The following is a 25,529-nucleotide window of genomic DNA, read 5'->3' on the forward strand; positions in this document are numbered from 1 at the left end:
TATAGCTCAGCTGGGAGAGCGCTTGCATGGCATGCAAGAGGTCCGCGGTTCGATCCCGCGTAGCTCCACCAAATTCTTGTTACAAGAAGCAAAAAGGCCACCGCATCGCGGTGGCATTTTTGTTTTCTCCATCATTTATTTTCTCCATACGTCCGCGCCTTTCATTTGTAAATCCAATGACCTGAATGAAAAAGCCCGCGAGAGTCGCGGGCTTTGCTTGCACTATTCAAATGCGCCTGTGGTTAACGGCGACGTCGCCAGGCCAGTGGCAACAGGGCCAGCAGGCCGAGTCCCAGTGCACCACCGCCTGAGGAGGTGTCCGGTTTGGTGGCATCGCTCTCCAGTCTCAGGTCGACGATGATGGGATCATGGTCGGAGGCACTGAAGGGGTTGTCAGACTTGAGCAGTGTGCCGGTGTACTGGCTGCCGTATTCGAACAGGGAGCTCTCGAAGGAGTTGATGTGCCAGTCGGCGACACCTGCCACCTTGCTGGCCAGCGCCGGGTTGGCGAGGGCGTAGTCCAGGGTGCCCAGCTCCCCGTCGTAGCTGTAGGAGATGGCTTTCTCCTTGTTGAATTTGACGTTGAGATCGATCAGGCCGTAGCTGCGAGTCACTTCGCGACCGAGCTGTTCATAGGACTGATCACCGATAAAGGTGTGGGAGGCCGATACGATCTTCCGCTCGCTGGTGGCCGGGTTGTAGTCGGTCAGTACCCGGATCGGATCTTCCTTGGCGTAGGAGTTGAAGTCGCCCACCAGCAGCACCTGGCCCGGCAGTTTGCTGACTGCCTCACCCAGCACCTTGGCGGCAGAGACCCGGAACTCGGTGCACTTGCCCTGCAGGTCGGCCGGTTCTGTCTTGCCATCGCCATTTTCGTAGCAGCCTGACCCCTTGGATTTGAGGTGGTTGACCACCAGCGTCAGCGGCTCCTTGCTCTTGGCGAGGGTGAAGGTCTGAACCAGAGAATCGCGCTGACCGGCTGTCTTGGCCACACCACCTGTGGTGTAGCGCTGCTCCGGCAGCTTGATGACGCTGGCATCTCCGCTGGGGGTGAGCAGGGCAGGACGGTAGATCATCGCCACCATGATGGCGTCTCCGCCGAAGAACTTGCCATCGGTAAGGGCAGTGACCGGCAGACGCACATAGGCGTAGTGTTTGCTCGCATCCTTCTGCTGTTCGTTGAGGCGGGTCACCAGATTGTTGAGGGCCGAGTTATCCTCGAAGCCGTTGTTCTCCATCTCCATCAGGCCGAGCAGATCGGCATCCATTGCGGTGATGGCATTGACGATCTTGGTGCGCTGCTTCTCGAACTCGGGCTGGCTCTTGGCACCCCGGTTGCAACCTTTGGCGTTGTCGGCATCCGCCTGATCCTTGCACAGGATATTGAGTGCGCCGCCAATGCTGGAGTGACTGGTGAAGTAGTTGAGTACGTTGAAGCTGCCGATCCGCAGATCGCTGCCAGCGAGGCGAGCCGGCGCGTCTTGACGATCCTCTTCAGGGCTGCGCAGCAGGGCGCCGGTAGTCAGGGTGATATCGCTCGGTACCACCAGACGGAAGGCATCCTTGTTGTATACGATCACCCCCTCCAGCCCGGTCAGTTGATCACCGATGCGCAGATAACCCTGATCGGCATCCCAGCCAGGGAACCAGGGCAGTACGCCATCCGGCGCTTTGTAATCAGACTCGACTACCAGACGGTTGCTGCCATTTCTGGTGGCTAGTGCGACAGCGTCCGCACTGTTGGCAACATGAAGTTGGGTCGGTTTGATCAGCGGGGTTTTGTGGGCCAACTCTACGTTGTTGCGATAGACCTTGTAGTCGAAGCCGTAGTTGCGGGTCAGGTGCAGGTCACTGCTGCTGTCGAGACGTACCCGCATCCCTTCGTGGCGATTGAGCGCTTGCGCCAGCGTCTCCCCTTCATTGACCTGCAGTACGCTGGTCGGCACATTCAGCCCTTGTGCGGTGACTTGCAGGCGGGCTTTGCTGGATTCGAAGGTGGGTTTGAGCTGGGTGCCGCCGTAATACTCCTCGACCTTGGCTTCAAGGCAGAGTTCAGCCCCCGGTTTGATGTCTTTATATTTGGTCGCGAAGTCCTTGTCGTTCAGATAGACAAAGATGCCATCAGAGGTGGCTGGGTTGCCATCGCCCACCGGGTCGGTCAGATAGAAACCCTTGGTCAGACTTTGGCCCAGCGTCGTCACGATACCGCGAACGTTGAAGGTGCCCGGGCTGATTTTGCCGGTCACGTTACCGTTCTTGTCGGTCACGGTCTGGGTGGCCAGCGCGCTGGCGGAGCCTGTGCCCTGAATGGTCGGGATGGGGGTGAGTTGAGCCGGATCGGACGGGCAGACAAATGCCGCATGGGCGCCTGAGGATGCAAGTGCCAGCCCCACGGCCAGCGACAGCAGGGTACGAGTACCTTTCATAGGTGTTCCTTTTTTATTTTTGCCAGTGATTCCATAGCCTTGGCTCGTTGACCAAGGGCGCGCATTGTCACATTTCTGGCATGTCATACCAGTGAGCCAACGCACATTCCAGGGATACAAACGAGCGCAAAGCAGCTTTTTTTGACTTGGCTAACATCTTGAAGTTACTGATAAAAGACCTATCAAGTGCGTCGGTGAGAAAGTGTGATCCTGCCGGCAACCACATATTTTTCTTCGAGAATGAAGATTGAGACTCAGCTGGTTGATTCCTATACTCGGCTTGTTCCTCACGGAACCCAGGTAAAGGGCAAACCGGTCGAGATGCCGGGACGCAATGCCTCCGGTCTTCAGAGCGTGCGATCCAGATAGCGGGGTTTCCCTGGGTGAGGGGTGGTTTGTGTGGCAGGTCCATTGCCAGTTGTCTGCGCCCATCATGCAGGTTGCGATTGTTCTTTGCCTTGGTGACCAATGCCAAGACAAAACAAGGAAGATAACAATATGCAACAGCTCTTCAGACCCAGCAGGCTTGCCATGCTGGTCGCCCTTGCGGCTGCGCCCGCCTGGGCTCAGGCCGCTTATCCCGCCTATAAATCCGGTACTGCCTACAAGGCTGGCGATATCGTCAGCAACGTCGGTGCCCTCTACGAGTGCAAAGAATTCCCCTATTCAGGCTGGTGCGGGGCATCCCCCTATCACTATGAGCCGGGGGTGGGGGTGGTCTGGGCAGATGCCTGGAAGCCCTATGGTGGCGAGGTGCCCCCTCCTGCACTCGGCGTAGCCGTCAGCTCGCCAGCTGCTGGTGCCAGCTTCAACGAAGGAGCCAGCGTGGCGCTGGCGGTGACCTTGAGCGGCCCGGTAACGGCCTTGGCCCGGGTGGAATATCTTGTTGACGGCACGCTGGTCGCCACGGCGAGTGCCTCGCCCTGGAGTTCCAGCTGGAGCGCCGCCGGAGTGGGGACCCATACCCTCAAGGCACGGGCGCTGGATAAAGACGGCAAGGTGCTGAGCGAGGCGGATTCCAGCTTCAACGTCGCCGCCGTGGTGGCGCCCGAGGCGCCCAAGGCGAGCATCAGCAGCCCGGCCAATGGCGCCAAGGTGACGCTGGGTCGCAGTGTGGCGGTGAGCGGTAACGTCACCGATGCCAACAACGATGTGGCCAAAGTCGAGCTCTATGTCGACGGCAAGAAGGTAGGCGAAGATACCAGTGCCCCCTGGCAGGTGAACTGGACGCCGGATGCCAAAGGGAGTGCCGCCCTCAAGCTGGTGGCCACTGACAAGAGCAATCTGAGCGGTGAGTCGGCGGCGGTGACCGTCAATGTCGAGGAGGCCGCGCTGCCGCCCACCGGTGGCAACCTCTCTTGTGACATTCGCCAGATCTATCGTCCGGATGGTTACGAGTGCATGGGGGATGACCATGCCCGTCGGGTTATCGGCTACTTCACCTCCTGGCGCACCGGCAAGAACGGCCTGCCTGCCTATCTGGTGAGCGATATTCCATGGAACAAGATCACCCACATCAACTACGCCTTCGCGGCGGTGGATGAGCAGAGCCACACCATCAAGGTGGACGATGCAGCCACCAAGATGACCTGGGATGGCGTGCCGGGTGCCGAGATGGATCCTGAATTCGCCTACAAGGGCCACTTCAACCTGCTGTCGAAGTACAAGAAGCAGTATCCGGACGTGAAGACCCTGATCTCGGTGGGGGGCTGGGCCGATACCCGCGGCTTCTACACCGCCACTACCAAGGGCGACTGCTCGGTCAATACTGCCGGTATCAACACCCTGGCTGACTCGGCAGTGAGCTTTATCCGCCAGTACGGCTTTGATGGGGTCGATATCGACTACGAATACCCCACCTCGATGAAGGATGCGGGCAATCCCAACGACTTCCCGCTCTCCAACCAGTGCCGTGGCAAGCTGTTTGCCAACTACAAGGTGCTGATGCAGACTCTGCGCAGCAAGCTCGACAGCGCCGGCAGCGAGGATGGTCGCAAGTACATGCTGACCATCGCCTCACCGGCCTCGGCCTATCTGCTGCGCGGGATGGAGAACTTCCAGGTCACCCAGTACCTCGATTACGTCAACCTGATGACCTATGACTTCCACGGTGCCTGGAACCACTTTGTCGGTCACAACGCGGCCCTGTTCGACAACAATGCCGACCCCGAGCTCTCCCACTGGGGCGTCTATACCCAGACCCAGTTTGGCGGTATCGGTTACCTCAACGCGGCCTGGTCTGCCCACTACTTCCGCGGTGCGCTGGCGGCTGGCAAGATCAACGTTGGCGTGCCCTATTACACCCGCGGTTGGCAGGGGGTGAGCGGTGGCAGTCATGGGCTGGGTGGCAAGGCAGCCCTGCCGAGCCAGAACGAGTGCCAGCCGGGCACAGGTGGCAGCACCATTCCGTGCGGCAACGGGGCGGTCGGCATCGACAACATCTGGCATGATCTCGACAAGAACGGCAAAGAGATCGGCGGTGGCGCCGTGCCCATGTGGCATGCCAAGAATCTGGAGCATGCGGCCAGCCTCGGCATCACCACATTGCCAAGTTATGGCACTGCCTGGGGTCTGGATCCCAACAATCCGGCTCACGTGATGCAGGGCAAGTATGTGCGTTACTACGATGACAAGGCCCACGCGCCCTGGCTGTGGAACGAAGAGAAGAAGGTGTTCCTCTCAACCGAAGATGAAGAGTCCATGGGCCACAAGCTCGACTACATCATCAAGCGCGGTCTGGGTGGCGTGATGTTCTGGGAGATGGCGGGTGATTACGCCTTCGATCCGGCCAAGAACGAGTACGGCATGGGCAGTACCCTGACCACCCTGGCTTATGAGAAGTTTGCCAAGGCAACTCCGTACAACACCAAGCAAAACGATCTGGCCGCGCCGAGCGCCCAGCTCGACATCCAGGTCAGCCTCTCCGGCTTCAAGGAAGGGGACTCCAACTATCCGATCAACCCGAAACTCAAGCTGGTCAACAAGTCGACCCAGACCATTCCGGGCGGCGCGCGCATCGAGTTTCTGGTGCCCACCTCTAGCTCTGACACCATCACGGATCAGAGTGGCATGGGCCTGAAAGTGGTGGAGAGCGGTGGCAACGGCAACTCGGAAGGCATTGCCAATGAGAAGGACTTCCACAAGGTCGCCATGAACCTGCCGGGATGGCAGACCCTGGCACCGGGGGCCGAGATTGAAGTCGCCATGACCTACTACCTGCCCGCCGCTGGCGTGCCAAGCGGTATGCGCATCATCAGCGGCAGCCAGACCATTGGTCTCAAGGCCGAGTTCCCTACCCTGCCGGAGGCCGTGCTGGGCTCGGGTGGTGGCGAGAATCCGGGCACCAGCTGCAGCAGCCAGAACGTCAATCCGGCGGCCTACAAGGCCTATCCGAGCTGGCCGCAGGGGGATCATGCCAATGGCGGAGATCGCATCACCCATAACAAGGTAGTGTGGCAAGCAAACTGGTGGACCAGCAGCGAGCCCAAGGCAACCGATGGCAGCTGGAAGTCTGTCTGTAGCTATTGATTTTAAAATCAATGAGATAAGTGAGGCTTCGGCCTCACTTTTTTTGTCTGGTTGGTCGCTCTGGTTGAAAATGCGCCTGCCTTTCCTGGCGGGCAGCCTCTATAATAGAGTCGATTAATAATCAGATGGATATCAGCGTATGGCGAGTATATTGGATTCCGTTGATCAACGAACTCAACTGGTGGGGGAAAACCGCCTCGAGTTGTTGATGTTTCGTCTCGGCACCCGTCAGATGTTCGCCATCAACGTCTTCAAGGTACGGGAAGTGGTCAAGTTGCCCCATCTGAGCAAGATGCCGGGCTCCCATCACAATATCAGCGGGGTGGCCAATATCCGCGGTACCTCGATCCCGGTGATCAACCTGCGCAGCGCCATCGGCATGCGTCCCATGCCCATCGACAGTGAATCCAACCTCATCATCACCGAATACAACCGTACCATTCAGGGCTTTCTGGTGGGGCAGGTGGCCAACATCGTCAACATGACCTGGAAGGATATACTGCCGCCGCCGCGCTCCGCCGGGCGCGCCAACTACCTCACCGCCATCACCCGCATTCCCGAAGATGGAGTGGAGCAGATCGTCGAGATCATCGATGTGGAGAAGGTGCTGGCGGAGATCATCACCTATGACATCCGCATCTCCGAGGAGGTGCTGGACCGGGAGATCCTGCCCGAGATGCATGGACGCAAAGTGCTGATCGTCGATGATTCCAGCACCGCCCGTACCCAGGTGCGTGAGACTCTTGGCCAGCTGGGACTCGAGGTTATCGAGTGTCAGGATGGCTTGCAGGCGCTGACCCTGCTCAAGGGGTGGTGCGATGCTGGCAAGAAGGTGACCAACGAGATCCTGCTGATGATCACCGATGCCGAGATGCCTGAGATGGACGGCTACCGGCTGACCCACGAGGTGCGCAGTGATCCGCGCATGTCCGATCTCTTTATCACCCTCAATACCTCCCTGAGCGGCAACTTCAACGAAGCCATGGTCAAGAAGGTGGGTTGTGATCGCTTTATCTCCAAGTTCCAGCCCGACCTGCTGGTGGGCGTTGCGCAGGAGAGGTTGCGTCAGGTGTTGGGAAACTGACCGATACCAATCCACTGGTGAACCATAACAACGGGAAGCTCGGGAGATGCCGTAAGCGCCGGTAACTCTCTGGCACCTATTCCAATACTGCCAAATCCCCATTCTGGATGTTAAACGGCGAATATTTGTTCTGGCTGCTGATGATGGCGCCATCGTCGAATACCTGCACCACTTCGAACAGGCCGTCGGCTGGGTTGCGCATCATGCGGGACTTGCCGTAGGAGTCGATGAAGTCGGCGTTGTGCTGGATCCTGAACTGGTCGCCGAGTTTGACGCCGTTGCGCCGCCCCAGATTGATGTAGGGGCCACGTTCGTTCTGGCCTACCACCCGGGCGGTGACCGGGGCGCAGGTGAGCTGGGCTACCAGATCTTGAGCCGCCTGCTGCAACTGGTAGTTGACCTCCTGGCCATAGCTCGATTGCCAGAACTGGCCGCTGCTGCTGCCCACCTGTTCCCGCTTGCCAAAGGTCCAGGTGGCACGTCCTTCGTAGACCTTGCGGTTGATCAGACTGCCGTTAATACCGTCGAACAGGTAGAGCTGCATGCGAAAGTTGCGCACCGGATCCTCATACCAGCTGGTCAGCTGGTTGCCCTGCGGCTCTATGGAGAGATCGTCGATGCTGCCGAGCACCAGATACTGGCTGTCGGTACGCAGGCTGAGCGCCTTGATCTCCTCGAGGGCGCTGCGATCTCCCTGTTGCAGATGGAGCGGATCGATGCGCAGGTTTTCATCCAGCCACTGGCGCACCGCGACCCCTTGCGGCGCATTGGCGAGGGTCTCGAACAGTCGTCGCGAGAGGTTTTCCGGCATGTCGTCCATGGCGCCGTAGCTGGCTTGGTCCGGATAGCGCATTCGCAGCCTGACCAGTGTCAAATCCTTGGCGAAGTGCTGGGTCTGGCAGATCTGGCGTTCGGCCTGAATGTCGGCCACTAGCGTGATGTACATGCGGCCGTTGCGCACCTCTTCCCGCTTGAGCCGGTATTGGCGAATGTCGCCGCCGGAGCGGATCTGGATCTGCTCGGATCGCAGGCTGCCATTTTCCAGACGCTGGACGCTGGAAACGGCCGCGCCGCTGGCCAGCAGCGCCTGACGCAGGGCGTCGCGGGTCGCCTGCTCGCGGGCATAGACCTCATCGCCCCCCAGAATGGCGGCGCTGCCCTGCGCTTCGATAAGCTCGGCTCGGGCGCTCAGGCTGGCCAGCAGCAGGGTCAACAGCAGCGGTAATTTCATAGCAGATACCTTGATTAGGCGACTCGCAGCCTCTTCTCTTGAAGAGATCATGGCGGGCCGACATGGATCACAACAGTTGTTCGATGGCGTTTTTCTGACCATCCGCCAGAGATTGGCTTAACAACGAGTGTTTCAGCAAGAATCATGCCTCATTCCCGGCTCAAGCTTTGTCCGGCGCGTCCGATAACAAATCAGGTGCAGATACAGGAAAGGTATCCATGAACAAACTCATCACGGCGTTGGCGCTCGCCCTGGCATTGACCGGATGCGGCTCCGACCCTATCAATCGAGATCAGGGTGACCCCCGCCAGGCGGCGCAGGGGATGGAGCTCAACTGGCTGGTGGCGCGCATGACCGATCAGTTGATGGAGCGCAAATCACTGACCACCCTGACCGAGCCCATCGCGGTGGCCTCTTTCGTCGATCTCGATACCCTGCAGGATACCAACTGGATGGGGCAGCAGATTGAGGAGAGCTTTATCTACGAGCTCAACCGCCGCGGCGAGGTGGTGGTGGACTTCAAGCTGACCGGTAGCATCAAGGTGACGCCGCAGGGGGACTTCGTGCTGAGCCGCAACTATAAGGAGCTCTCTTCCCGTTTGCCGATCTCCCGCATTCTGGTCGGCACCTTCAGCCGCAACAGCAAGGGGATCCTGGTCAATGCCCGCGTTATCGACATGCGCACCAAGATGGTTGAGACCACGGCCCAGAGCCTGATCCCGCAAAAATATCTGTTCGGTGCTAACAACTCGTTTGGTCGGGCATCGATCAATCGCGGTTATCTGATGCGTGACAGTCAGGCCCGGCCGGGCGGTCATCTGGTCAACCTGACCCCGTGAGGAGCGAGTCATGAAGAGCCTGTTTGGTTGCCTGTTGGCACTCTTGCTCACCGGTTGCAGCGGCAACCGGGTGGTGGATTACACCCAGGGTGGCAAACCCGATGATTTTCCGGTGCTCAAGGCGGTGGGCTATGCGGTGATCGACATCCAGCCCGGTCCCTCCCAGTCGGAGAAGATGCTGCAAGCCATTCGCGCTTCCAAGATGGATGCTTATCGCGAGCTGGCCGAGCAGCTCAATGGTCAGCAGGTGCGCGGCCAGAGCAGCTATCGTGACCTGACCCAGACCTCCAACTCGCTGGATGTGTCGGTCGCCGGTGTGGTGCGTGGTGCCCGGGTGGTGGCCTCCTATCCGCGCGGCAATACCTATGCCACCGAGATGGAGCTCGATACCCGCGCCCTCTACAACATCAATCAGTTGATGGCGGGTCAGTTCTGAGTTGATTGCCTGACCTGAAAACAGGCATCAACACAGGCATCAAAACAAAAGGCGAGCAGTGTGCTCGCCTTTTGTCGTTGTGGGCTGGTTAGCTCCCCATCAGCACCGGCGGCACTGCGGTGGGTTTCACATCCTCGCTCGGGTAGCAGCCAAGCACCTTGATATAGCGGGTGATCTTGGTCAGCTCCACCAGTGCGGCCTGCATCGCCGGGGTTTGCAGGTTGGCGGAGACATCGAGATAGAACATCTCTTCCCACGGGTTGCCCTGCACCGGACGGGACTCCAGTTTGGTCATGTTGATCTCGTGGCTGCGCAGTACCAGCAACGCCTCGACCAGCGAACCCGGCTTCTGGGAGGTGGACATGATGAGGGTGGTCTTGGCCGGGATCTGCGGTGCCACATCGATGGGCTTGCGCGCCACCACGATGAAGCGGCTGTAGTTCTCTTTCTGGTTGGCAAGCTGCTCGGCCAGCACATCCAGACCATACAGTTCGCCACCGGCGGCGCTGCCGATGGCGGCGGCCTCCGGGCTTGCCAGTTCTTTCACCTTCATCATGGCGCTGGAGGAGGAGTCGCAGATCTCGTGACGGGCTCCTTCCAGCTTGCTCAGATAGTGGGAGCACTGCTGGAACACCTGCGGGTGGGCATAGAAGGTCTTGATACGGCCAAGCTCGGTCGGTACGGCGGTGAGAATGCAGTGCTCGATGGGGTAGGTGAGCTCACCGACGATGGAGAGGCTGGTATGCTGCATCACGTCATAGACTTCGTTGATGGAGCCCGAGCTGGTGTTCTCGATGGGCAGCACGCCAAAGGCGGCGCGACCCGACTCCACCGCATCCAGTACTTCACGGAAGTTCTGGCAGTTTACTTCGATCACCTGATCCTTGTAGCGCGCCAGATATTTGCGGGCGGCCAGGCTGGAGTAGGAACCGCGCGGCCCCAGATAGGCGACGCTGGTCATCGGCTCCTGCTGCTCCGGGTTGAGCAGGCTCTGCAGATAGGCCTGCTGGGAGAGCACAGAGTCTTCGATGATGGTGTGATAGATGCGGGTGATGTACTGGGCGTCCAGTCCCAGCACGCGCCCTTTTTGGATTAGGGCGACCAGCAGCTCCTGCTCCCGCTGGTGGTCACGAATGGGGCGCGGGTTGGCTTGCTTGGCACGGGCCACCTCGATGCTGAGGGTCTTGCGTTTCGCCAGCAGGGCAAGCAGCTCCTGATCCAACCGGGTGATGTCTTGTCTGATCTCGTCGAGCGTTGCCATGATTGTTCCCTATCCAAGTAATCGATTGATATTAATGCAAAAAAAAGCCTCCGCTAGGGGAGGCTTGATTCGTCTTTGCTTTCTGTTCACACGACGACAGGCCTTCCCTCAAGCGGGCCGGATAAACGAGAAAGCAAAGAAGAATGGTGCGTGCATAGGTGTGTCCTTGAAGTAACGTCATAACCATTAAGGGATTTGCCGGTCTGATGCAAGTAAAACTTGCCCGCGGGCGGGGATGGGGGCAGGGTATCCGGTTAAGAAAATGGTGTATGAGCGATGTTCTATTGACTCTGTTTTGATGACTGACACCCAGTGGGGGAGGTAAAGACGATGGCGATTATTTTCGATCTGGGACGGGTGGTGGTGAGCTGGGATCCGGTAGGCATAGTGCATTCGGTGCGTGGCCCGCAAGGGGCCGAACAGTTGGCCGAGCAGCTCTTTAACCACCCGGACTGGCTGGAGGTAGACAGAGGCACCATGTCGCTCCACACCATGGCCCGGGAAGCGCAAGCGCGCACTGGCCTCTCGGCGGCACAGAATCTGGCCATTTTACAGGCAGTTCCCGCTTCCCTGCTGCCAGATCCCGCTATGCTAACCCTGATAGCCGATCTGCACGGGGCGGGGCACACTCTTTATGCCCTCTCCAACATGGGGCACGCCAGCATCGACTGGCTGGAGCAGCATCAGGATTTCTGGCGCTTCTTTAGCGGCAAGGTGGTGTCGGCGCGGGTACGGATGATGAAGCCGGAGCCGGATATCTACCGCTATCTGCTGGTGTCGTTCGATCTGAAACCGGCAGAGTGCATCTTTATTGATGACAGTCCCGCCAATATTGCGGCCGCCGAGGCCCTCGGCATCAGGGGGATCGTCTTTACCGACGTGGCGAGTTGCCGTCAGCAACTGGGTGAGCTGGACAGTTTGCCTGTCACCGACAAGGGGTGATGCCCCTCCAGGAGTACTATGGAGCATGGCCGGTTTCGCAATTGGCTCAGTCACTATCCCGAGGCAATCCTGATCATCGCCTGCAAGGATGGCAGTGGTTATCAGCTCTGTATCGAGGCGGAAGGGGAGTACCTCTGTCTGACCGACAGCGAGGGGGAGCACCTGACCTTCACCTCGCTGGATCAGGCGCAGGGCTTTTTGCGAGCCCATCGGGTACATCAGGCCAGATTGCGAGTGTACGACGCTCAAGGTATTGATTTTATGGATGAATCACGGGAAATAATCATCAAGTTTTAATTTTAACCTGACTCTGTAAGGGCCTATTCAGCTTGTTTCCCGCACAATAAGCCACCTGTTTATCATCCGGAGCTGTTTAATGGATGCCAATGTTGTTGTCTTGAATCAGGGATATGATCACTCTTTTCAAGCCAGGGAGCTGCAGCTGATTGAGCGACTGGCAAATTTTGACGAGCTGATAGTCTCTTTTTCGGGGCGGTTGGAATCCTGTTACAGCATCGATTTGTGCCGTGCCAGCGGGATCAAGATCCGCGCCATCACCCTCGATAATCCGACCCGCAGCCGCAGCGAAGTGGCCCGAGCCCGCCGTTATTGCCAGCGTTATGGCATCGATCACTGGGTCATCAAGAGTGACGAAATCATCTTTTGCGATCGCCTGCCGAATATGGAGGGGTTGATCGATCCGGTTCGCCGCATTGGTGAGTATGTGCAGGCTCGTCCGGAATGGGCTCATCTGCCGTTGCTGGTTCCGGCCGCGGTGGAGGAGCGTGATGACTATCTTGCCCAGTTCGGCTCACTGCCTGCCAACACCATCTGGTTTTTTGCCGATAACGGGGTGATGAGCCGTGATTTTCGCTATGGCTTCAACAAGCGTCAGCTCGGTCGTTGGGGCAAAGGGAGCAACGGTTGCCTCAGCAATCGCTTCACCAATCCACGGCAGTTGAAGCAGCGTTATCTACGAATGGTGGATCAGGCCGAACAGATGCTGGCCGACATGGGGCTGGATGAGGCGCAGGTCTTTTTCCATACCCTGTGCGACTGCTCTACCACCCTGGCCCGGGTGCGTCTGCCCGAGCATCAGCGTGCTCAGGCCTTTGATATGCAATCGGATATTCTCTCTGCCCTCAAGAGGACCGAGTTCGATCTGGTGACTCTGGATATGGCGCACAAAGAGCGGCACGATCTTGCCATCTAGCCCGTGGGCAAGCGACGCCGGAGCCAGAACGTGAGTGCTGTCATAGGCAAGGGGTGGCGGGACTGTTTATACTGTCGCCCTTTCACCTGTTGCCGAGCTTCGCCCTATGAAACCCTTCTCCCGTCTGCTGATTGCCCTGTGCCTCTCCCCCGTGTTGGCGCAGGCTGCCCCTCTTTCTCAGGTGACGCTGCCCGATGGTCGGCAGGTTCAGCTCAACGATGACTTTACCTGGGAGTATCTGGTGGTCAAACCGGCCGAACCCGTGCAGGGTATGGCTGCTGATGGGAAAGCGGGGGCCGTGGTGGCGGTTGCCGCCCCGGTACTGACCGAGCAGGCCAAGGCCAACCCCGAATTGCTGTCACAAGCGGCACGCGACGGTGTGGTGGTCAAGCTGGACAAGCTCGAGGGGTCTGATCCGTTGGCGCTGACCTTTATGGTGAGCAATACCGGCAGCCGCAATGTGGTCGGGGTGCGCGGCATGGTGACTCTGTTCAGTGCTGACGGTGTGCAGTTGGTGCGTCAGGAAGCCCGTTTCTGGGTCGCCGAGAATCGCTTGCCGGAGACCTATCTGCGCAAGGGGCAAGTCCGTCCGTCGCTGGCCCTCGAGATCCCCCGTCCTGCCGGATTGACCGGGCAGCCCTTGGTCAGGGTCGAAATTGATGAGGTGGTCTTCCGCTGATTTGGTGTTGTCCGGCCCATGCAAACCGCTTGGGCCGGCAATTTGTTACCCCTGACATCTCGGGAAATATCTGCTTACATCTGACATGGTTTTGCAATAGCTTGCCGCTCGGCAAGCCGGGATGCTGACTGCACAATGACTCCATACCAGCTCGCTAGCAACGGGCCCAATCACATGGAGTTATCATCATGAAAAAAGCAACTGTATCTCTTCTGGTTCTGGCCGGTTTCGCCTCTACTTCCGCTCTGGCACAGGATGCGTTCAGCTACGCAAAGGGCGGTTTGACCTGGGCGCACACCAAGTCTGATTACCTTAGCCAAGACGGCGCTGCATTTCCCCGTGATGCTGCCAGCAAAGGTACCCGTGATTTTGGTGGTCTGAGCCTGGACCTCTCAAAGAGCTTTGGCTCCAACTTCTACGGTCGTGCCGGAACCGAATTCACCTCCCGCAACGACGGCAATGACAGCATGTCCATTTCCAGCCTGGGTATCGGTGTCTTTACCCCGCTGAGCACAGGACTCAATCTCTATGGCGAAACCGGTTTGATGGGCTATCAACTTGAGCGTGAGCTGGCCAAGAACAACAAGGGATGGGACGAAGTGGCTCGCAAGGATAGTGGCAGCATGTACGGTGAAGTGGGTCTGCGCTACGACATCGGCGACATCGAGCTTTCCACGGCTTACCGTTACGCCAACATGACCGACGATATGCATGACTTCAAGGTAGGCGGTGCTTACAAGCTCAACCAGAACTGGGCGCTGACTGCCGACTACACCTATCGCAGCTGGGATCTGCAGAAAGGCTCCATCTCCAGCCTGGGTGTGAAGTACAGCTTCTGATCCTCCTTCCAGTAGTCCGTAGTGTCTTGATTTTTACCCATGGCGTTCGCCATGGGTTTTTTCGTTTTCCGGTGATCTCTTTTTTCTCCTTGTGTCGTATCAGTCGGCAATAGTTATACAACTTCCATTTTTTTGTATAACTGCTATAACTGAATCAAGACTTATACAAGGAGTGCCATCATGTACAAGATTAAAGTCGGTATCAGTGCTTGCCTGCTGGGACAAGAGGTGCGTTTCGACGGGGGCCACAAGCGCTCCAGCTTCTGCGAACGGGATCTTGGCGCTCACTTTGACTATCACCCCGTCTGCCCCGAGATGGCTATCGGTCTGGGGGCGCCCCGTGCCGCCATCCGGCTGGTCAAGCGCAACGGCGAGATCCGTGCCGAGGCGAGCAACGGTAGTTTCGATGTCACCCAAAAGCTGATTGCCTTCAGCGAGCAGAAGGCACGCCAGCTCGACTTCATCTCCGGTTATATCCTCTGTGCCAAATCACCCAGCTGCGGTATGGAGCGGGTCAAGGTCTATGGCGCCAACAACGAGGGGAGCGCCAAGGAGGGGATCGGCCTCTTTGCCAAGGCGTTGATGGAGGCCAACCCCCTGCTGCCGGTGGAAGAGGATGGTCGGCTCTGTGATCCCATCCTGCGGGAGAACTTTGTGCTGCGGGTCTTCGCCTACCACGACTGGCAGCAACTCTGTGCCCGCGGTATCACCGCCTCTGCGCTGATCCGCTTCCACTCCCGCTACAAGTATCTGGTGCTCTCCCACGCAACCACCCACTACCGGGCGCTCGGCAAGTTGCTCGGCAATCTGGGCAAGTCCACCAATTTGCAGGAGGTGGCTGACAACTACATCAAGGGATTGATGACCGCGCTGACCCTGCGGGCCAACCGTCGCAGCCACACCAATGTGCTGATGCACCTGCAGGGCTACTTCAAGCGGGTGCTGACCCCGGCCCAGAAGCAGGAGCTTGCCGATACCATCGACAAGTACCGCACCGGCATCTTCCCCTTGCTGGTGCCGCTCACCCTGATCCGCCACTACCTGCGCGAGTACCCCAATCCCTATCTCGCCGAGCAGGTTTATCTCAATCCGCACCCCGATACGCTCAAATTGCGTTACGGACTCTGAATCCGTTCTGTTGCCCCGGTGCATGATTTGCACCGGGCGCTTTACACCTCTGTTTGATGGACGTTGTATGTCTGATTTATCGCAAGAAGTTGCTCATCTCGCTGATGAGGGGAGCTACCCCATTCGCGAGGTCTCCCGTCTCACCGGCGTCAATGCCGTGACCCTGCGCGCTTGGCAGCGCCGCTATGGTCTGGTGCAACCGGCCCGCACCGAAAAGGGCCACCGCCTCTACAGCGAGCAGGATATCCGCCAAATCAGCGAGATCCTGAGCTGGCTGGAGCGGGGAGTGAGTATCGGGCAGGTGAAGGGGCTCCTGAGCGAACCCCATTCCGAGCCGGTGAGCGATCACTGGCAGCAGACTCTGGAGCAGTTCAGTCAGGCGTTACTCGCCTTCAACCAGCGCAAGGCGGAGGCTGAGCTCAACGATTTGCTGGCTAGCTACCCGTTCGAGCTGGTGCGCAGCCGGGTACTGCAACCGCTGGTGGAGCGGCTGCTGGGGTTGTGGCGCGAGCGGCCCGATGGCGAGCTGCTGCAACAGGTGTGGCTGGGCTGGTTCCATACCCGCTTCGCCCGCCACCTGATCGAGCAGGAGAAGGGCGTGCCGATCACCTTGGTGAGCTGGGGACAGGTCGGCCCCCTCGATCTGGTGTGGGCCGCTTACGAGCTGATCGGTCAAGGCTATGAGGTGCAACTGCTGGGAGCGGTAGAGCCTCGCCATGCCAGCTTGCTGGAGGGGCGTGCCGTTACCCCCTGGCTGGTACTGCTGGGAGCTGGTCTTGGCAAACCGGAGCTGGCCGCCGGGTGGCCTGCAGGCACGCGCCTGTTTGGCGAACTGGGCCGTCTCTACGATGATGAGTGGCTTAAAGCACACGGCTGGCAGGCGAGCCTTGCCGAGCTGATGGCGAACGCGCCTGCTGCGGCTGGCGCCAGCGGACGCGGGAGGAAAACGTCATGAGACTGGTCTGGTTGCGCAACGATCTGCGCCTTGCCGACAACCCGGCGCTACGCCATGCCTGCGCCGGTGATGAACCGGTCGCCGCGCTCTTTATCATCTCTCCTGCCCAGTGGCGGCAGCACAAAATGGCCCCCGTCCGTCAGCGCTTTATGTTGGCGCAGGTGGATGAGTTGGGGCGCGAGCTGGCGGCCCTTGGCATTCCGCTTCATCTGCTGCGAGTGGAAACCTTTGCCGAGGCGCCCGCTGCGCTGGCAGACCTCTGCCGCGAGCTGGGGGTGACCCAGCTCTACGCCAATCAGGCTATCGAGATCGATGAGCAGCGCCGCGATCACGCCGTCAGCGCCGTGCTGGCAGAGCAGGCGGTGAGTTGTCACTGGCTCAACGGCTGCTGCATGTTGCCACCGGGGCGGGTGCTGACCGGGTCGGGTGAGATGTTCAAGGTCTTCACTCCTTTTAGCCGTGCCTGGCTCAAGGCCCTCGACGAAGAGGGGTTTGTCATTCATCGCGCGCCCACTGCTCGTGGTGAGCCGCTGCCGTGGCAGCCGCTGGCCGAGCGGGACTTCGTCGATGCCGCCCTTGGCGAACTGACGGCAGACCCCCGCTGGCCTGTGGGCGAGGTGGAAGCTCTGCGTCGTTTGAACATTTTTCTGGAGCAGGCGGTGCTCGACTATGGCGAGACCCGGGATTTTCCTGCCATCGCGGGCACCTCTGTGCTTTCCCCCTATCTGGCGGCGGGCATCATCAGTCCTCGTCAGTGTGTGGCGGCGCTTCAGCAGCGGCTTGGCTATCGGCCCCAGTCCAAGGCCCAGCCCGGCTTTGTCTGGCTCAATGAGCTCATCTGGCGTGAGTTCTATCGCCACCTGCTGGTGCTGATCCCGCCCCTCTCCATGAATCGCCCCTTCAAACCAGAGACGGCAGCCTTGCCGTGGAGCTGGGACCCGGATGCCTTCGCCACCTGGTGCGAGGGCCGTACCGGCTACCCCATCGTTGATGCAGCGATGCGCTGTCTCAACGCCACCGGCTGGATGCACAACCGGCTGCGGATGATAGTGGCGAGCTTTCTCACCAAGGATCTCCATATCCACTGGCGGCTCGGGGAGGATTACTTCATGAGTCGACTGATCGACGGGGATCTGGCAGCCAACAACGGTGGCTGGCAGTGGGCTGCAGGCACCGGTGCCGATGCCGCCCCCTACTTTCGGATCTTCAACCCCACCACTCAGGGGCAACGATTTGATCCACAAGGGGAGTTTATCCGTACCTGGGTAACTGAACTTGCCGATATTCCCGCCGCTTATGTGCATCAGCCCCACGACTGGCTGCGACTCAAGGGGCGACAGGATTATCCGGCCCCCATGGTGGATCACGCCGTTGCCCGGGTGAGAGCCATCGAGATGTTTCGCTCTCTGGAGAAATAGGATGAACGAGCCGCTGGCCCGCTTTATTGGCCTCTATCAGCAACTGGACAAACAGCAGTTGCACCGCTTGCCCGAGGTCTATGCCGAACAGGTGGTCTTTACCGATCCGGCCCACCGTATCGAGGGGCTGGCGGCCCTTGGCGACTATTTTGCCGCCCTCTATCAGCGCCTCGCCTACTGCCGTTTCGTCATCACTAGTCAGCAGCTGCAAGGGCAGCAGGCCTGGCTCGGCTGGACCATGACCTTCTCTCACCCCAGATTGCGTGGTGGTGAGCCGGTGACGCTGGAGGGGGCCACCCGCCTCGAATTCGACGAGGCGGGCAAGGTGTGCCAGCATCGGGACTATTTTGACCTGGGCGCCATGCTCTACGAGCAGTTGCCGCTGCTCGGGCCAGTGGTGCGCACCATCAAGATGAGGCTTGGCGCATGAGCGGCCGGGTGCTCATCACAGGCGCGACCTCCGGCATCGGTCGCCAGTTGGCGCTGGATTACCGGCGGGCCGGCTGGCAGGTGTGGGGTTGTGGCCGCGATGGCGAACGGCTGCAGGCGCTGGGGCTGGGTGGCGTCACTCCGCTGCAGTTCGATGCCCGTGATCTGGCCGCAATGAGCGGGATAGCCGCTACGCTGCCATCCCTCGATCTGCTAATCCTCAATGCAGGCAACTGCGAGTACATGGATGTCGGCGAGGGGTTTGACAGCGAGCTGTTTGCCCGTGTCATCGACACCAATCTGACCGCTACCGGCCATGCGCTGGCCGCCTTCTTGCCGTTGCTAGGGGCTGGGTCACGGCTGGCCATCGTCAGTTCGTCGGTGAGCTGGCTGCCGCTGCCACGAGCCGAGGCCTATGGCGCCTCCAAGGCGGCCCTCGACTATCTGGCGGATACCTTGCGCCTCGATTTGGCCAGCAAAGGGATCGGGGTGACCCTGATCCGCCCCGGCTTTGTCCAGACGCCGCTCACCGCCAAAAATGATTTTCCCATGCCCTGTCTGGTGACGGTGGAACAGGCCTCCCGCACCATCATGGACGGGCTGACCGCTGGTCGTCACCAGATCCACTTTCCCCGCCGTTTCATCTGGTTGCTGCGCCTGCTCGGTGCGCTGCCGGTGGGGCTCTGGCTGCGCCTTGGCCGCGCACTCGTATCGAAAGGAAGCCATTCATGAAGAAAAAGATCGCCATCGTCGGTTCAGGGATCTCGGGGCTCACCGCCGGTTTTCTGCTCCACAAACTCCATGACATAACCCTGTTCGAGGCGGCGCCGACTCTGGGGGGGCACACAGCCACTGTCGATGTGAATCAGGCTGGCCGCAGCTATGCCATCGACACCGGTTTTATCGTCTTCAACGATCGCACCTACCCCAACTTCTTGAGGTTGCTGGCAAGGATCGGCATGGCGCGCCAACCGGCCGAGATGAGCTTCTCGGTGAAGAGCCCGGAGGGGCTGGAGTATAACGGCCACAACCTCGACACCCTGTTTGCCCAGCGCAGCAATCTGCTGAGTCCGCGCTTCTACGGCTTCGTTGCCGAGATTTTGCGATTTAACCGGGAGGCGCGGGCCTGGCTGGCGGATGGTCAACATCAAGGGGCTGGCCCCGAGCTGACCCTGGGGGACTTTCTGCTGGCGGGGGAGTTTAGCGACTACTTCGCCCGCCACTACATCTTGCCGATGGGGGCGGCGATCTGGTCATCGACCCTGGCCGATATGCGCGCCTTCCCCCTTGGCTTCTTCCTGCGCTTTTTTGCCAACCACGGCCTGCTGGATGTGGCCAATCGCCCCCAGTGGTACGTGATCCCGGGTGGCTCGCGGGAATATATCGGCCCCCTTACCGCGGGTTGGCAGTCGCAGATCCGCCTCGCCTGTCCGGTGCAGAGCGTACGGCGGGATGCGGATGGCGTGGTGATCCAGAGCAGTTACGGTGAGGAGCGGTTTGACGAGGTGATCTTCGCCTGTCACAGCGATCAGGCGCTGGCGCTGCTGGCGGATCCCGGCGAGCGGGAGCAGGCCATCCTCGGCGACATGCCCTATCAGGCCAACGATGTCTGGCTCCATACCGATGCCCGCTGCCTGCCCACCCGCCGCAAGGCATGGGCCAGCTGGAACTATCAGCTCGATGGCAACGACGAGGCGAGGCCGCTGGTGAGTTACAACATGAACATCCTGCAGGGGGTGAACTCGCCAGAGCCTTTCTGCGTCAGCCTCAATCCCAAGGGCAAGGTGGATGAGAGCAAGGTGCTGCGACGCTTCGTCTATCACCATCCGGTGTTCAATCAGGCCTCCATCGCCGCCCAGCAGCGGCGGGCGGAGATCTGTGGCCAGCAGCACACCCACTTCTGCGGCGCCTACTGGTACAACGGCTTCCATGAGGATGGGGTGCGCAGCGCGCTGGATGTCGCCAGGCGCTTCGGAGCCGAGCTATGAACGGCGCCACCGTGGCCACCGAACATGAGCGTACAGACGAACTGGCTGGCGTCACCAGCGCCATCTGGCAGGGCTCGGTGCGCCACCGCCGTTTTGCACCGCGGGCTCACGCCTTCTCCTACAGCCTCTTTATGCTGGGACTGGATCTCGACGAACTGCCGCAGCTCGATCAGGGGCGCTGGTTCGGAGTTGAGCGTTCGGGGCTGCTCTCGTTTCACCGCCATGACTATCTCAAGGGGAGTGAGGGGAGCCTCAAGCAGGCGGTGTGGCAGAAGGTGAGCGAGCTGGGTGGCGATGCCGAGCCCGAGGGGCGGGTACTGCTGCTCGGCAACGTGCGCTGTTTGGGATTCTACTTCAGCCCGGTCAACTTCTACTTCTGCTATCGGCAGGGCGAGGCGCGCTATCTGCTGGCAGAGGTGTCGAACACCCCCTGGAACGAGCGTCACTACTACCTGCTGGATTTGGCGGCGCTGGCACCCCATGACAAGGATTTTCACGTCTCCCCCTTTATGGGGCTGGCGATGCGTTATCACTGGCGGATCAGGCCGCCCGCGCAGGAGACACTGATCCACATCGAGAGTCATCCCGTATCCGGTGAAGCCAAGCTGTTTGACGCAACCCTGGCGCTCACTCGCGAACCCTTGTCGCGCAAGGGGCTGGTGGCCCTGCTGGCCCGCTGGCCATGGATGACCATGAAGGTGCTGATCGGGATCTACTGGCAGGCCCTGCGTCTATTTATCAAACGAACCCCGATTTTTACCCATCCGGAGAGCCGCTAATGGAACTTGCTCAATCAACCCTCTCTGCCTCTTTCATCGACAAGGGGGCAAGACAACTGCTGCTCAATCTGCTGGGTCGCCTCGAACATGGCCAGCTGCTGCTGCGGGATGGCGGTGAGCGCCACAGCTTTGGCGTCGCGGGTACCGATCTGCATGCCGAACTGGTAGTGCAGGATCCGGCCTTCTATCGTCGCCTGTTGCTGGGGGGCAGCATTGCCGCCGGAGAAACCTGGGTGGAGGGGCTCTGGACCAGCCCGGATCCGGTGGCGCTGGTGCGGCTGCTGGCCCGCAACCTGACCCTGCTCGACTCCCTCGAACGGCGCCTCGGCTGGCTCAGCTTCCCCTTCAACAAGGTGCGCCACTGGCTCAACCGCAATACTCTGACAGGTTCGCGCTCCAACATCGCCGCCCACTACGATCTCGGCAATACCCTCTATCAGGGTTTTCTCGACAGCCATATGCAGTACTCGAGCGCCATCTATCCGAGCGCCGATGCCACTCTCGAAGAGGGTCAGCAGGCCAAGCTGCGCACCATTTGCGAGCGACTGGCGCTGGGACCTGACGATCATCTGCTGGAGATCGGCACCGGCTGGGGCGGCCTGGCCGTCTATGCTGCCCGCCACTATGGCTGCCGGGTGACCACCACGACTATCTCCCGGGCCCAGCATGACTATGCCAAGGAGTGGATTGCGCGGGAGGGGCTGGGGGATCGCATCACCTTGCTGCTGGAGGATTACCGCAAGCTGGAGGGCACCTATGACAAGCTGGTCTCCATCGAGATGATCGAGGCGGTGGGCCACGCCTTCCTGCCCGACTATTTCCGCCAGCTGTCGCGGCTGCTCAAGCCCGGTGGCCGTCTGCTCATTCAGGCCATCACCATCGCCGATCAGCGCCATGCCCAGTACTTGCGCGGGGTCGATTTTATCCAGCGTTACATCTTCCCCGGTGGCTGCCTGCCGAGCGTCTCCCAGATGGCGGGGCTGCTGGCGCGGGAGACCGACATGCAGCTGGTACGGCTGCATGATCACGGCCATCACTATGCCCGCACCCTGGCTCACTGGTGCGAGCGTTTTCTGGCGCTGGCGCCCGAGCTGCCCATGCTCGGTTACAGCCAGGATTTCATCCGGCTGTGGCACTTCTACTTTGCCTATTGCGAAGGGGGATTCTGGGAGCGCAGCATCAGTCTGGTGCAGCTCGAGGCCGCCAAGCCGGGGCCCGCTGGCTGGTCGGGTGATGTGCCAGTAAGCGGTCACTGACCATGTGGCAGTGGGCTCACCTGCTGGGGTTTAACCTCTACTGGTTGCTGGCGGTGAAGTGGCAGCAGCCGGGCCCGCTGCTGGCAATGTTGCTGTTGCACTTTATCTTCTCACCCCGCCGCCAGCGTGACTGGCGGCTGCTTCCCATCGCCGTTGCCGGCTGTCTGCTGGATGTGCTGCTCTGGCAGCTCGGCTTGTTCCGGTTTCCGTCCGGTTTTCCCCTCTGGCTGGTGCTGCTCTGGCTCGGTTTTGCCCTGACGCTGGCCCACGGTATGCGCTGGCTGCTGCGCTTGCCTCGCTGGCAGCAGGCGCTGTTTGGCGTGTTTGGCGGTGCTTCCTCCTATGTGGCGGGGGCCGCCATGGGGGCAGTAAACTTACCCTGGGGCATCTGGATCAGTTCGGCGCTGCTGGCGGTGATCTGGGTGTGGTGGTTACCCGTACTCCTGTGGGTAATGGTCAAGCTGGAGGGTGAGTCATGACAAACACCTTTTCGACCGACTCGTTGCTTTTTTCCAAATGGACCAAAGAGAGCCAGCATGAGCTCACTGATCGCTTCTATCTGGTGGTTGCCTGCCAGCGGGATGCGCAAGGGCAGCTGGTGCAGGTGGTGATGCAGGATATCAACACCCTGCAGGAACAGGAGATGGACTGGCATGAACTGGAAGACCCCAACCACTGGCATATGGGGTGGAATTAACCCGCTGATGCTGGCGTTTGCGCTCTTTGCTGCAACCGCAGTGCAGGCTTCTGCCGCCCCCTGGCAGCAGTTGCGCCCGGTCGGGCAGGGGGAGATGAACTGGCTCTGGTTCAAGCTCTACGATGCCACCCTCTACAGTGCGAGCGGGCGCTATCAGCCCGGTCACTATCCACAGGCACTGACCCTCACCTATGCCAGATCCATCGAGCGGGAAGATCTGCTGAGCGCTACTGCCGCGGAGTGGCAGCGGCTCGGTCTTGGCTCCGACGCCGAGCGTCAGCGCTGGCTTGGCCAGCTCGCCGCGCTGTGGCCCGATATCCAGGCGGGTGACCGGCTTACCTTCTATGTCGACAAGGGTGGGACAGGCCACTTCTGGTGGCAGGAGAAGCCCCTCGGCACTCTGGCCGATCCGCAATTCTCGGCCGCTTTTCTCGCCATCTGGCTGGCTGACAACAGCCGCGATCCTGCCCTGACCCGCCGCCTGCGTGGCCAACCCTGAACATGGAGTTTCCAATGTTTTTCTATCGTGCATACCGCTGGTTGCTGTTGCTCCCTTTTTTGCTGCTGAGCGGCTGTGGTGCCAGTCTCGATGACTATCGGGGGCAGGGGCCAAACTGGGATCTCGCCCGTTTCTTCAACGGTAAATTAGTGGCTCACGGCCTGGTAACCGACCGCAGCGGCGAAGTGACCAGTCGCTTTCGGGTCGAGATGGTGGGTCGTTGGAAGGATGGCAAGGGAGAGCTGTTCGAGCAGTTCTACTTTGATGATGGCCGCCAGCAGACCCGTACCTGGTATCTGAGCAAGGGGGTTGACGGTCACTGGCGAGGTACTGCTTCCGATGTGGTGGGGGAGGCGATGGGTAAAAGCCAAGGGTTTGCCCTCAACTGGCGTTATCAGCTTGATCTGGCGCTGCCGGATGGCGAGGTAGTGCGGGTGAGCTTCGATGACTGGATGTATCTGCTGGACGAAGATCGTCTGATCAATCGTGCCGAGATCAGCAAGTTCGGTATCCATCTTGGCGAGGTGATCCTCTATATCGAACGTCAGCCTGACCGTTAACGCAAGATAACGCCCAGTAAAAAGCGCGCCGATGGCGCGCTTTTGTTTATCGAACAATCAGAGTCATCAGATGATGCGGTTCTCTTCCAGCATCTTGCGACGGGCCTCTTCCTTGGCCATCTTCTTCTTGCGATTGTCGCAGGGCTCGGGGCAGTCGCACTCTTTCTCGATGCCAACGCTCCCCAGACCGCCACAGGAGCCGGAGATGGATTTTTTCTGGAAGATATAGCCGATAGCCATGGCGGCTATCACCAGCATGAATACCCCGAAGGTGATCAGAAAAACCTGCATCTATCCTCCCTATTTCCTGACCAGATACTGTTTGAACGCATCGGAGTAGGCCTCTTCAAAGCCGTTGTCCGTCTTGGTGATCACGAAGATCGCCAGGCCGCGCTCTTTGGCATAGGCCAGGCTCTTCTCCGGTCCCATTACCATGAATACGGTCGCCAGCCCGTCTGCGGTCATGCAGGAGGGGTGGATCACGGTGACCGACACCATGCGGTGCTGGATTGGCTTGCCGGTGCGTGGATCTATGGTGTGGGAGAAGCGCTGGCCATCCATCTCATAGTAGTTGCGATATTCGCCCGAAGTGGCCACTCCGTTGTCACCCGGAACGATCACCTCCTGCACCGAACCGGCATTGGCTGTCGGCTTTTCGATGGCAACGCGCCAGGGGTGTCCCTTGCCGTTGACGCCATTGATCCGCAGCTCGCCGCCGATCTCCACCAGATAGTTGCGCGCACCCAGAGACTCCAGATACTCGGCCACCTTGTCCACACCAAAGCCCTTGGCAATGGCGGAGAGATCAACGTAAAGATCCGGGATGTCCTTTTGCAGGGTGTCGGCATCGACCGAAGTGATGACGTGCAGGTTGCCCAGGCCGGTCTTCTGACGGGTCTGGGTGATCAGCTCCTCTGATGGCATCTTGGTCGGCCGTTTGTCCGGACCGAAGCCCCACAGATTGACCAAGGGGCCGACGGTGACGTCCAGCGCCCCCTGGCTCTCACGGCCAATATGAATGGCTTCTGTAATGACCCGCGCGGTGTCCCGCGATACCACTACCGGTGTCGAACTGTGGTGCTGATTGAAGCGCGACAGTTCGGAATCGGGGCGATAGGTGGACATCTGATCGTTGACTCGCTCCAGCAGTACATCGACCTCGGCCTGAAACTTGGCTGCATCGCTGATGACGTTGTCCGCCACCTTGATGGAGTAGTAAGTGCCCATGGTGCTGCCGGTGATATGGATCTCCGGTTTCGACTGGACCGTGCTTTCCTGACCGCACCCTGTCAAGAAAAAGGCTAGCCCGAAGGCTAGCCAGGTCTTTACAACGCTGTTCATG

Annotated in this window: 26 protein-coding genes, 1 riboswitch and 1 other annotated feature; of the genes, 21 read left to right on the forward strand and 5 right to left on the reverse strand. The window is 59.8% G+C overall.

Going from position 1 to position 25,529, the window contains the following annotated elements; all coding sequences use genetic code 11:
• Positions 1 to 242 precede the first annotated feature (242 nt).
• Positions 243 to 2,426 carry an ExeM/NucH family extracellular endonuclease gene (locus G5306_RS16500; RefSeq protein WP_421313209.1) on the reverse strand — a complete coding sequence of 728 codons (2,184 nt, stop codon included), beginning with the start codon at positions 2,424 to 2,426 and terminating at the stop codon, positions 243 to 245.
• Positions 2,427 to 2,722: 296 nt separating this feature from the next.
• Positions 2,723 to 2,808, forward strand: a riboswitch (cyclic di-GMP riboswitch).
• 116 nt (positions 2,809 to 2,924) lie between these two features.
• Here G5306_RS16500 and G5306_RS16505 point away from each other — a divergent pair.
• Both G5306_RS16505 and G5306_RS16510 read left to right on the forward strand, forming a co-directional pair.
• Positions 2,925 to 5,954, forward strand: coding sequence for a glycosyl hydrolase family 18 protein (locus G5306_RS16505; RefSeq protein ID WP_421313211.1), 3,030 nt, complete (start codon positions 2,925 to 2,927; stop codon positions 5,952 to 5,954).
• A gap of 139 nt (positions 5,955 to 6,093) precedes the next feature.
• Positions 6,094 to 7,038 carry a chemotaxis protein CheV gene (locus G5306_RS16510; protein ID WP_421254402.1) on the forward strand — a complete coding sequence of 315 codons (945 nt, stop codon included), beginning with the start codon at positions 6,094 to 6,096 and terminating at the stop codon, positions 7,036 to 7,038.
• 76 nt (positions 7,039 to 7,114) lie between these two features.
• On the opposite strand, the gene G5306_RS16515 is transcribed toward G5306_RS16510, so the two are convergent.
• A complete protein-coding gene (locus G5306_RS16515; RefSeq protein ID WP_421254403.1) occupies positions 7,115 to 8,269 on the reverse strand; it encodes a flagellar assembly protein FlgT in 1,155 nt (384 codons plus the stop codon).
• 218 nt (positions 8,270 to 8,487) lie between these two features.
• On the opposite strand from G5306_RS16515, the gene G5306_RS16520 reads away from it, so the two are divergent.
• Together G5306_RS16520 and G5306_RS16525 are read left to right on the forward strand one after the other, a co-directional pair.
• A complete protein-coding gene (locus tag G5306_RS16520; RefSeq protein WP_005338718.1) occupies positions 8,488 to 9,108 on the forward strand; it encodes a FlgO family outer membrane protein in 621 nt (206 codons plus the stop codon).
• A gap of 10 nt (positions 9,109 to 9,118) precedes the next feature.
• A complete protein-coding gene (locus G5306_RS16525) occupies positions 9,119 to 9,544 on the forward strand; it encodes an LPP20 family lipoprotein (protein ID WP_421313213.1) in 426 nt (141 codons plus the stop codon).
• 88 nt (positions 9,545 to 9,632) lie between these two features.
• On the opposite strand, the gene pheA is transcribed toward G5306_RS16525, so the two are convergent.
• On the reverse strand, positions 9,633 to 10,805 hold the full coding sequence (gene pheA / locus G5306_RS16530) for a prephenate dehydratase (protein WP_005338715.1): 1,173 nt from the start codon (positions 10,803 to 10,805) through the stop codon (positions 9,633 to 9,635).
• A 38-nt stretch (positions 10,806 to 10,843) separates the two neighbouring features.
• Positions 10,844 to 10,965: a sequence feature (Phe leader region), on the reverse strand.
• A gap of 170 nt (positions 10,966 to 11,135) precedes the next feature.
• Between pheA and G5306_RS16535 the strand changes: the two genes are divergently transcribed.
• From G5306_RS16535 to G5306_RS16615, 17 genes are all read left to right on the forward strand, one after another.
• Positions 11,136 to 11,747, forward strand: a complete 612-nt coding sequence (locus G5306_RS16535; RefSeq protein ID WP_421205902.1) for an HAD family hydrolase — start codon at positions 11,136 to 11,138, stop codon at positions 11,745 to 11,747.
• Between the two features lie 18 nt (positions 11,748 to 11,765).
• Complete coding sequence (locus G5306_RS16540; protein WP_421313215.1) at positions 11,766 to 12,044, forward strand: DUF6482 family protein; 279 nt, start codon at positions 11,766 to 11,768, stop codon at positions 12,042 to 12,044.
• 79 nt (positions 12,045 to 12,123) lie between these two features.
• Positions 12,124 to 12,960, forward strand: coding sequence for a hypothetical protein (locus tag G5306_RS16545; protein WP_227341232.1), 837 nt, complete (start codon positions 12,124 to 12,126; stop codon positions 12,958 to 12,960).
• 106 nt (positions 12,961 to 13,066) lie between these two features.
• The gene (locus tag G5306_RS16550) at positions 13,067 to 13,639 is read left to right on the forward strand and encodes a DUF3157 family protein (protein ID WP_421205903.1); all 573 of its coding nucleotides are present in this window, start codon (positions 13,067 to 13,069) and stop codon (positions 13,637 to 13,639) included.
• 188 nt (positions 13,640 to 13,827) lie between these two features.
• Entirely contained in the window at positions 13,828 to 14,478 is a 651-nt protein-coding gene (locus G5306_RS16555) for an autotransporter (protein WP_421205904.1), read from the forward strand.
• A gap of 180 nt (positions 14,479 to 14,658) precedes the next feature.
• Positions 14,659 to 15,606, forward strand: a complete 948-nt coding sequence (locus tag G5306_RS16560) for a YbgA family protein (protein ID WP_266134143.1) — start codon at positions 14,659 to 14,661, stop codon at positions 15,604 to 15,606.
• 67 nt (positions 15,607 to 15,673) lie between these two features.
• Positions 15,674 to 16,561 carry a MerR family transcriptional regulator gene (locus tag G5306_RS16565; RefSeq protein ID WP_421313217.1) on the forward strand — a complete coding sequence of 296 codons (888 nt, stop codon included), beginning with the start codon at positions 15,674 to 15,676 and terminating at the stop codon, positions 16,559 to 16,561.
• Positions 16,558 to 17,979, forward strand: coding sequence for a deoxyribodipyrimidine photo-lyase (phrB, locus tag G5306_RS16570; RefSeq protein ID WP_421313219.1), 1,422 nt, complete (start codon positions 16,558 to 16,560; stop codon positions 17,977 to 17,979). Before G5306_RS16565 ends, phrB begins: the two co-directional genes overlap by 4 nt.
• A gap of 1 nt (position 17,980) precedes the next feature.
• Positions 17,981 to 18,409, forward strand: a complete 429-nt coding sequence (locus G5306_RS16575; protein WP_421313221.1) for a nuclear transport factor 2 family protein — start codon at positions 17,981 to 17,983, stop codon at positions 18,407 to 18,409.
• Entirely contained in the window at positions 18,406 to 19,140 is a 735-nt protein-coding gene (locus G5306_RS16580; protein WP_421313223.1) for an SDR family NAD(P)-dependent oxidoreductase, read from the forward strand. The genes G5306_RS16575 and G5306_RS16580 overlap by 4 nt, the downstream gene beginning before the upstream one ends.
• Entirely contained in the window at positions 19,137 to 20,396 is a 1,260-nt protein-coding gene (locus G5306_RS16585) for an NAD(P)/FAD-dependent oxidoreductase (RefSeq protein ID WP_335841661.1), read from the forward strand. Before G5306_RS16580 ends, G5306_RS16585 begins: the two co-directional genes overlap by 4 nt.
• Positions 20,393 to 21,175: a DUF1365 domain-containing protein gene (locus G5306_RS16590; protein ID WP_421313225.1), complete on the forward strand. Its 783-nt coding sequence runs from the start codon at positions 20,393 to 20,395 to the stop codon at positions 21,173 to 21,175. The genes G5306_RS16585 and G5306_RS16590 overlap by 4 nt, the downstream gene beginning before the upstream one ends.
• On the forward strand, positions 21,175 to 22,431 hold the full coding sequence (locus G5306_RS16595; RefSeq protein WP_421313227.1) for a class I SAM-dependent methyltransferase: 1,257 nt from the start codon (positions 21,175 to 21,177) through the stop codon (positions 22,429 to 22,431). Before G5306_RS16590 ends, G5306_RS16595 begins: the two co-directional genes overlap by 1 nt.
• A 2-nt stretch (positions 22,432 to 22,433) precedes the next feature.
• Complete coding sequence (locus G5306_RS16600) at positions 22,434 to 22,910, forward strand: DUF2878 domain-containing protein (RefSeq protein WP_421313229.1); 477 nt, start codon at positions 22,434 to 22,436, stop codon at positions 22,908 to 22,910.
• Complete coding sequence (locus G5306_RS16605) at positions 22,907 to 23,128, forward strand: TIGR02450 family Trp-rich protein (RefSeq protein ID WP_005338671.1); 222 nt, start codon at positions 22,907 to 22,909, stop codon at positions 23,126 to 23,128. Before G5306_RS16600 ends, G5306_RS16605 begins: the two co-directional genes overlap by 4 nt.
• Complete coding sequence (locus tag G5306_RS16610; RefSeq protein WP_421313231.1) at positions 23,085 to 23,627, forward strand: chalcone isomerase family protein; 543 nt, start codon at positions 23,085 to 23,087, stop codon at positions 23,625 to 23,627. The genes G5306_RS16605 and G5306_RS16610 overlap by 44 nt, the downstream gene beginning before the upstream one ends.
• A 14-nt stretch (positions 23,628 to 23,641) precedes the next feature.
• Positions 23,642 to 24,187, forward strand: coding sequence for a DUF3833 domain-containing protein (locus G5306_RS16615; protein WP_216951910.1), 546 nt, complete (start codon positions 23,642 to 23,644; stop codon positions 24,185 to 24,187).
• A gap of 66 nt (positions 24,188 to 24,253) precedes the next feature.
• On the opposite strand, the gene nqrM is transcribed toward G5306_RS16615, so the two are convergent.
• Both nqrM and G5306_RS16625 read right to left on the reverse strand, forming a co-directional pair.
• Positions 24,254 to 24,478: a (Na+)-NQR maturation NqrM gene (gene nqrM / locus G5306_RS16620; protein WP_216951909.1), complete on the reverse strand. Its 225-nt coding sequence runs from the start codon at positions 24,476 to 24,478 to the stop codon at positions 24,254 to 24,256.
• A 9-nt stretch (positions 24,479 to 24,487) separates the two neighbouring features.
• Positions 24,488 to 25,528: an FAD:protein FMN transferase gene (locus G5306_RS16625; RefSeq protein WP_216951908.1), complete on the reverse strand. Its 1,041-nt coding sequence runs from the start codon at positions 25,526 to 25,528 to the stop codon at positions 24,488 to 24,490.
• Position 25,529 lies beyond the last annotated feature (1 nt).

The sequence above is a fragment of the Aeromonas sp. 603404 genome (assembly GCF_049171775.1).
Lineage (GTDB): Bacteria > Pseudomonadota > Gammaproteobacteria > Enterobacterales > Aeromonadaceae > Aeromonas > Aeromonas veronii_A.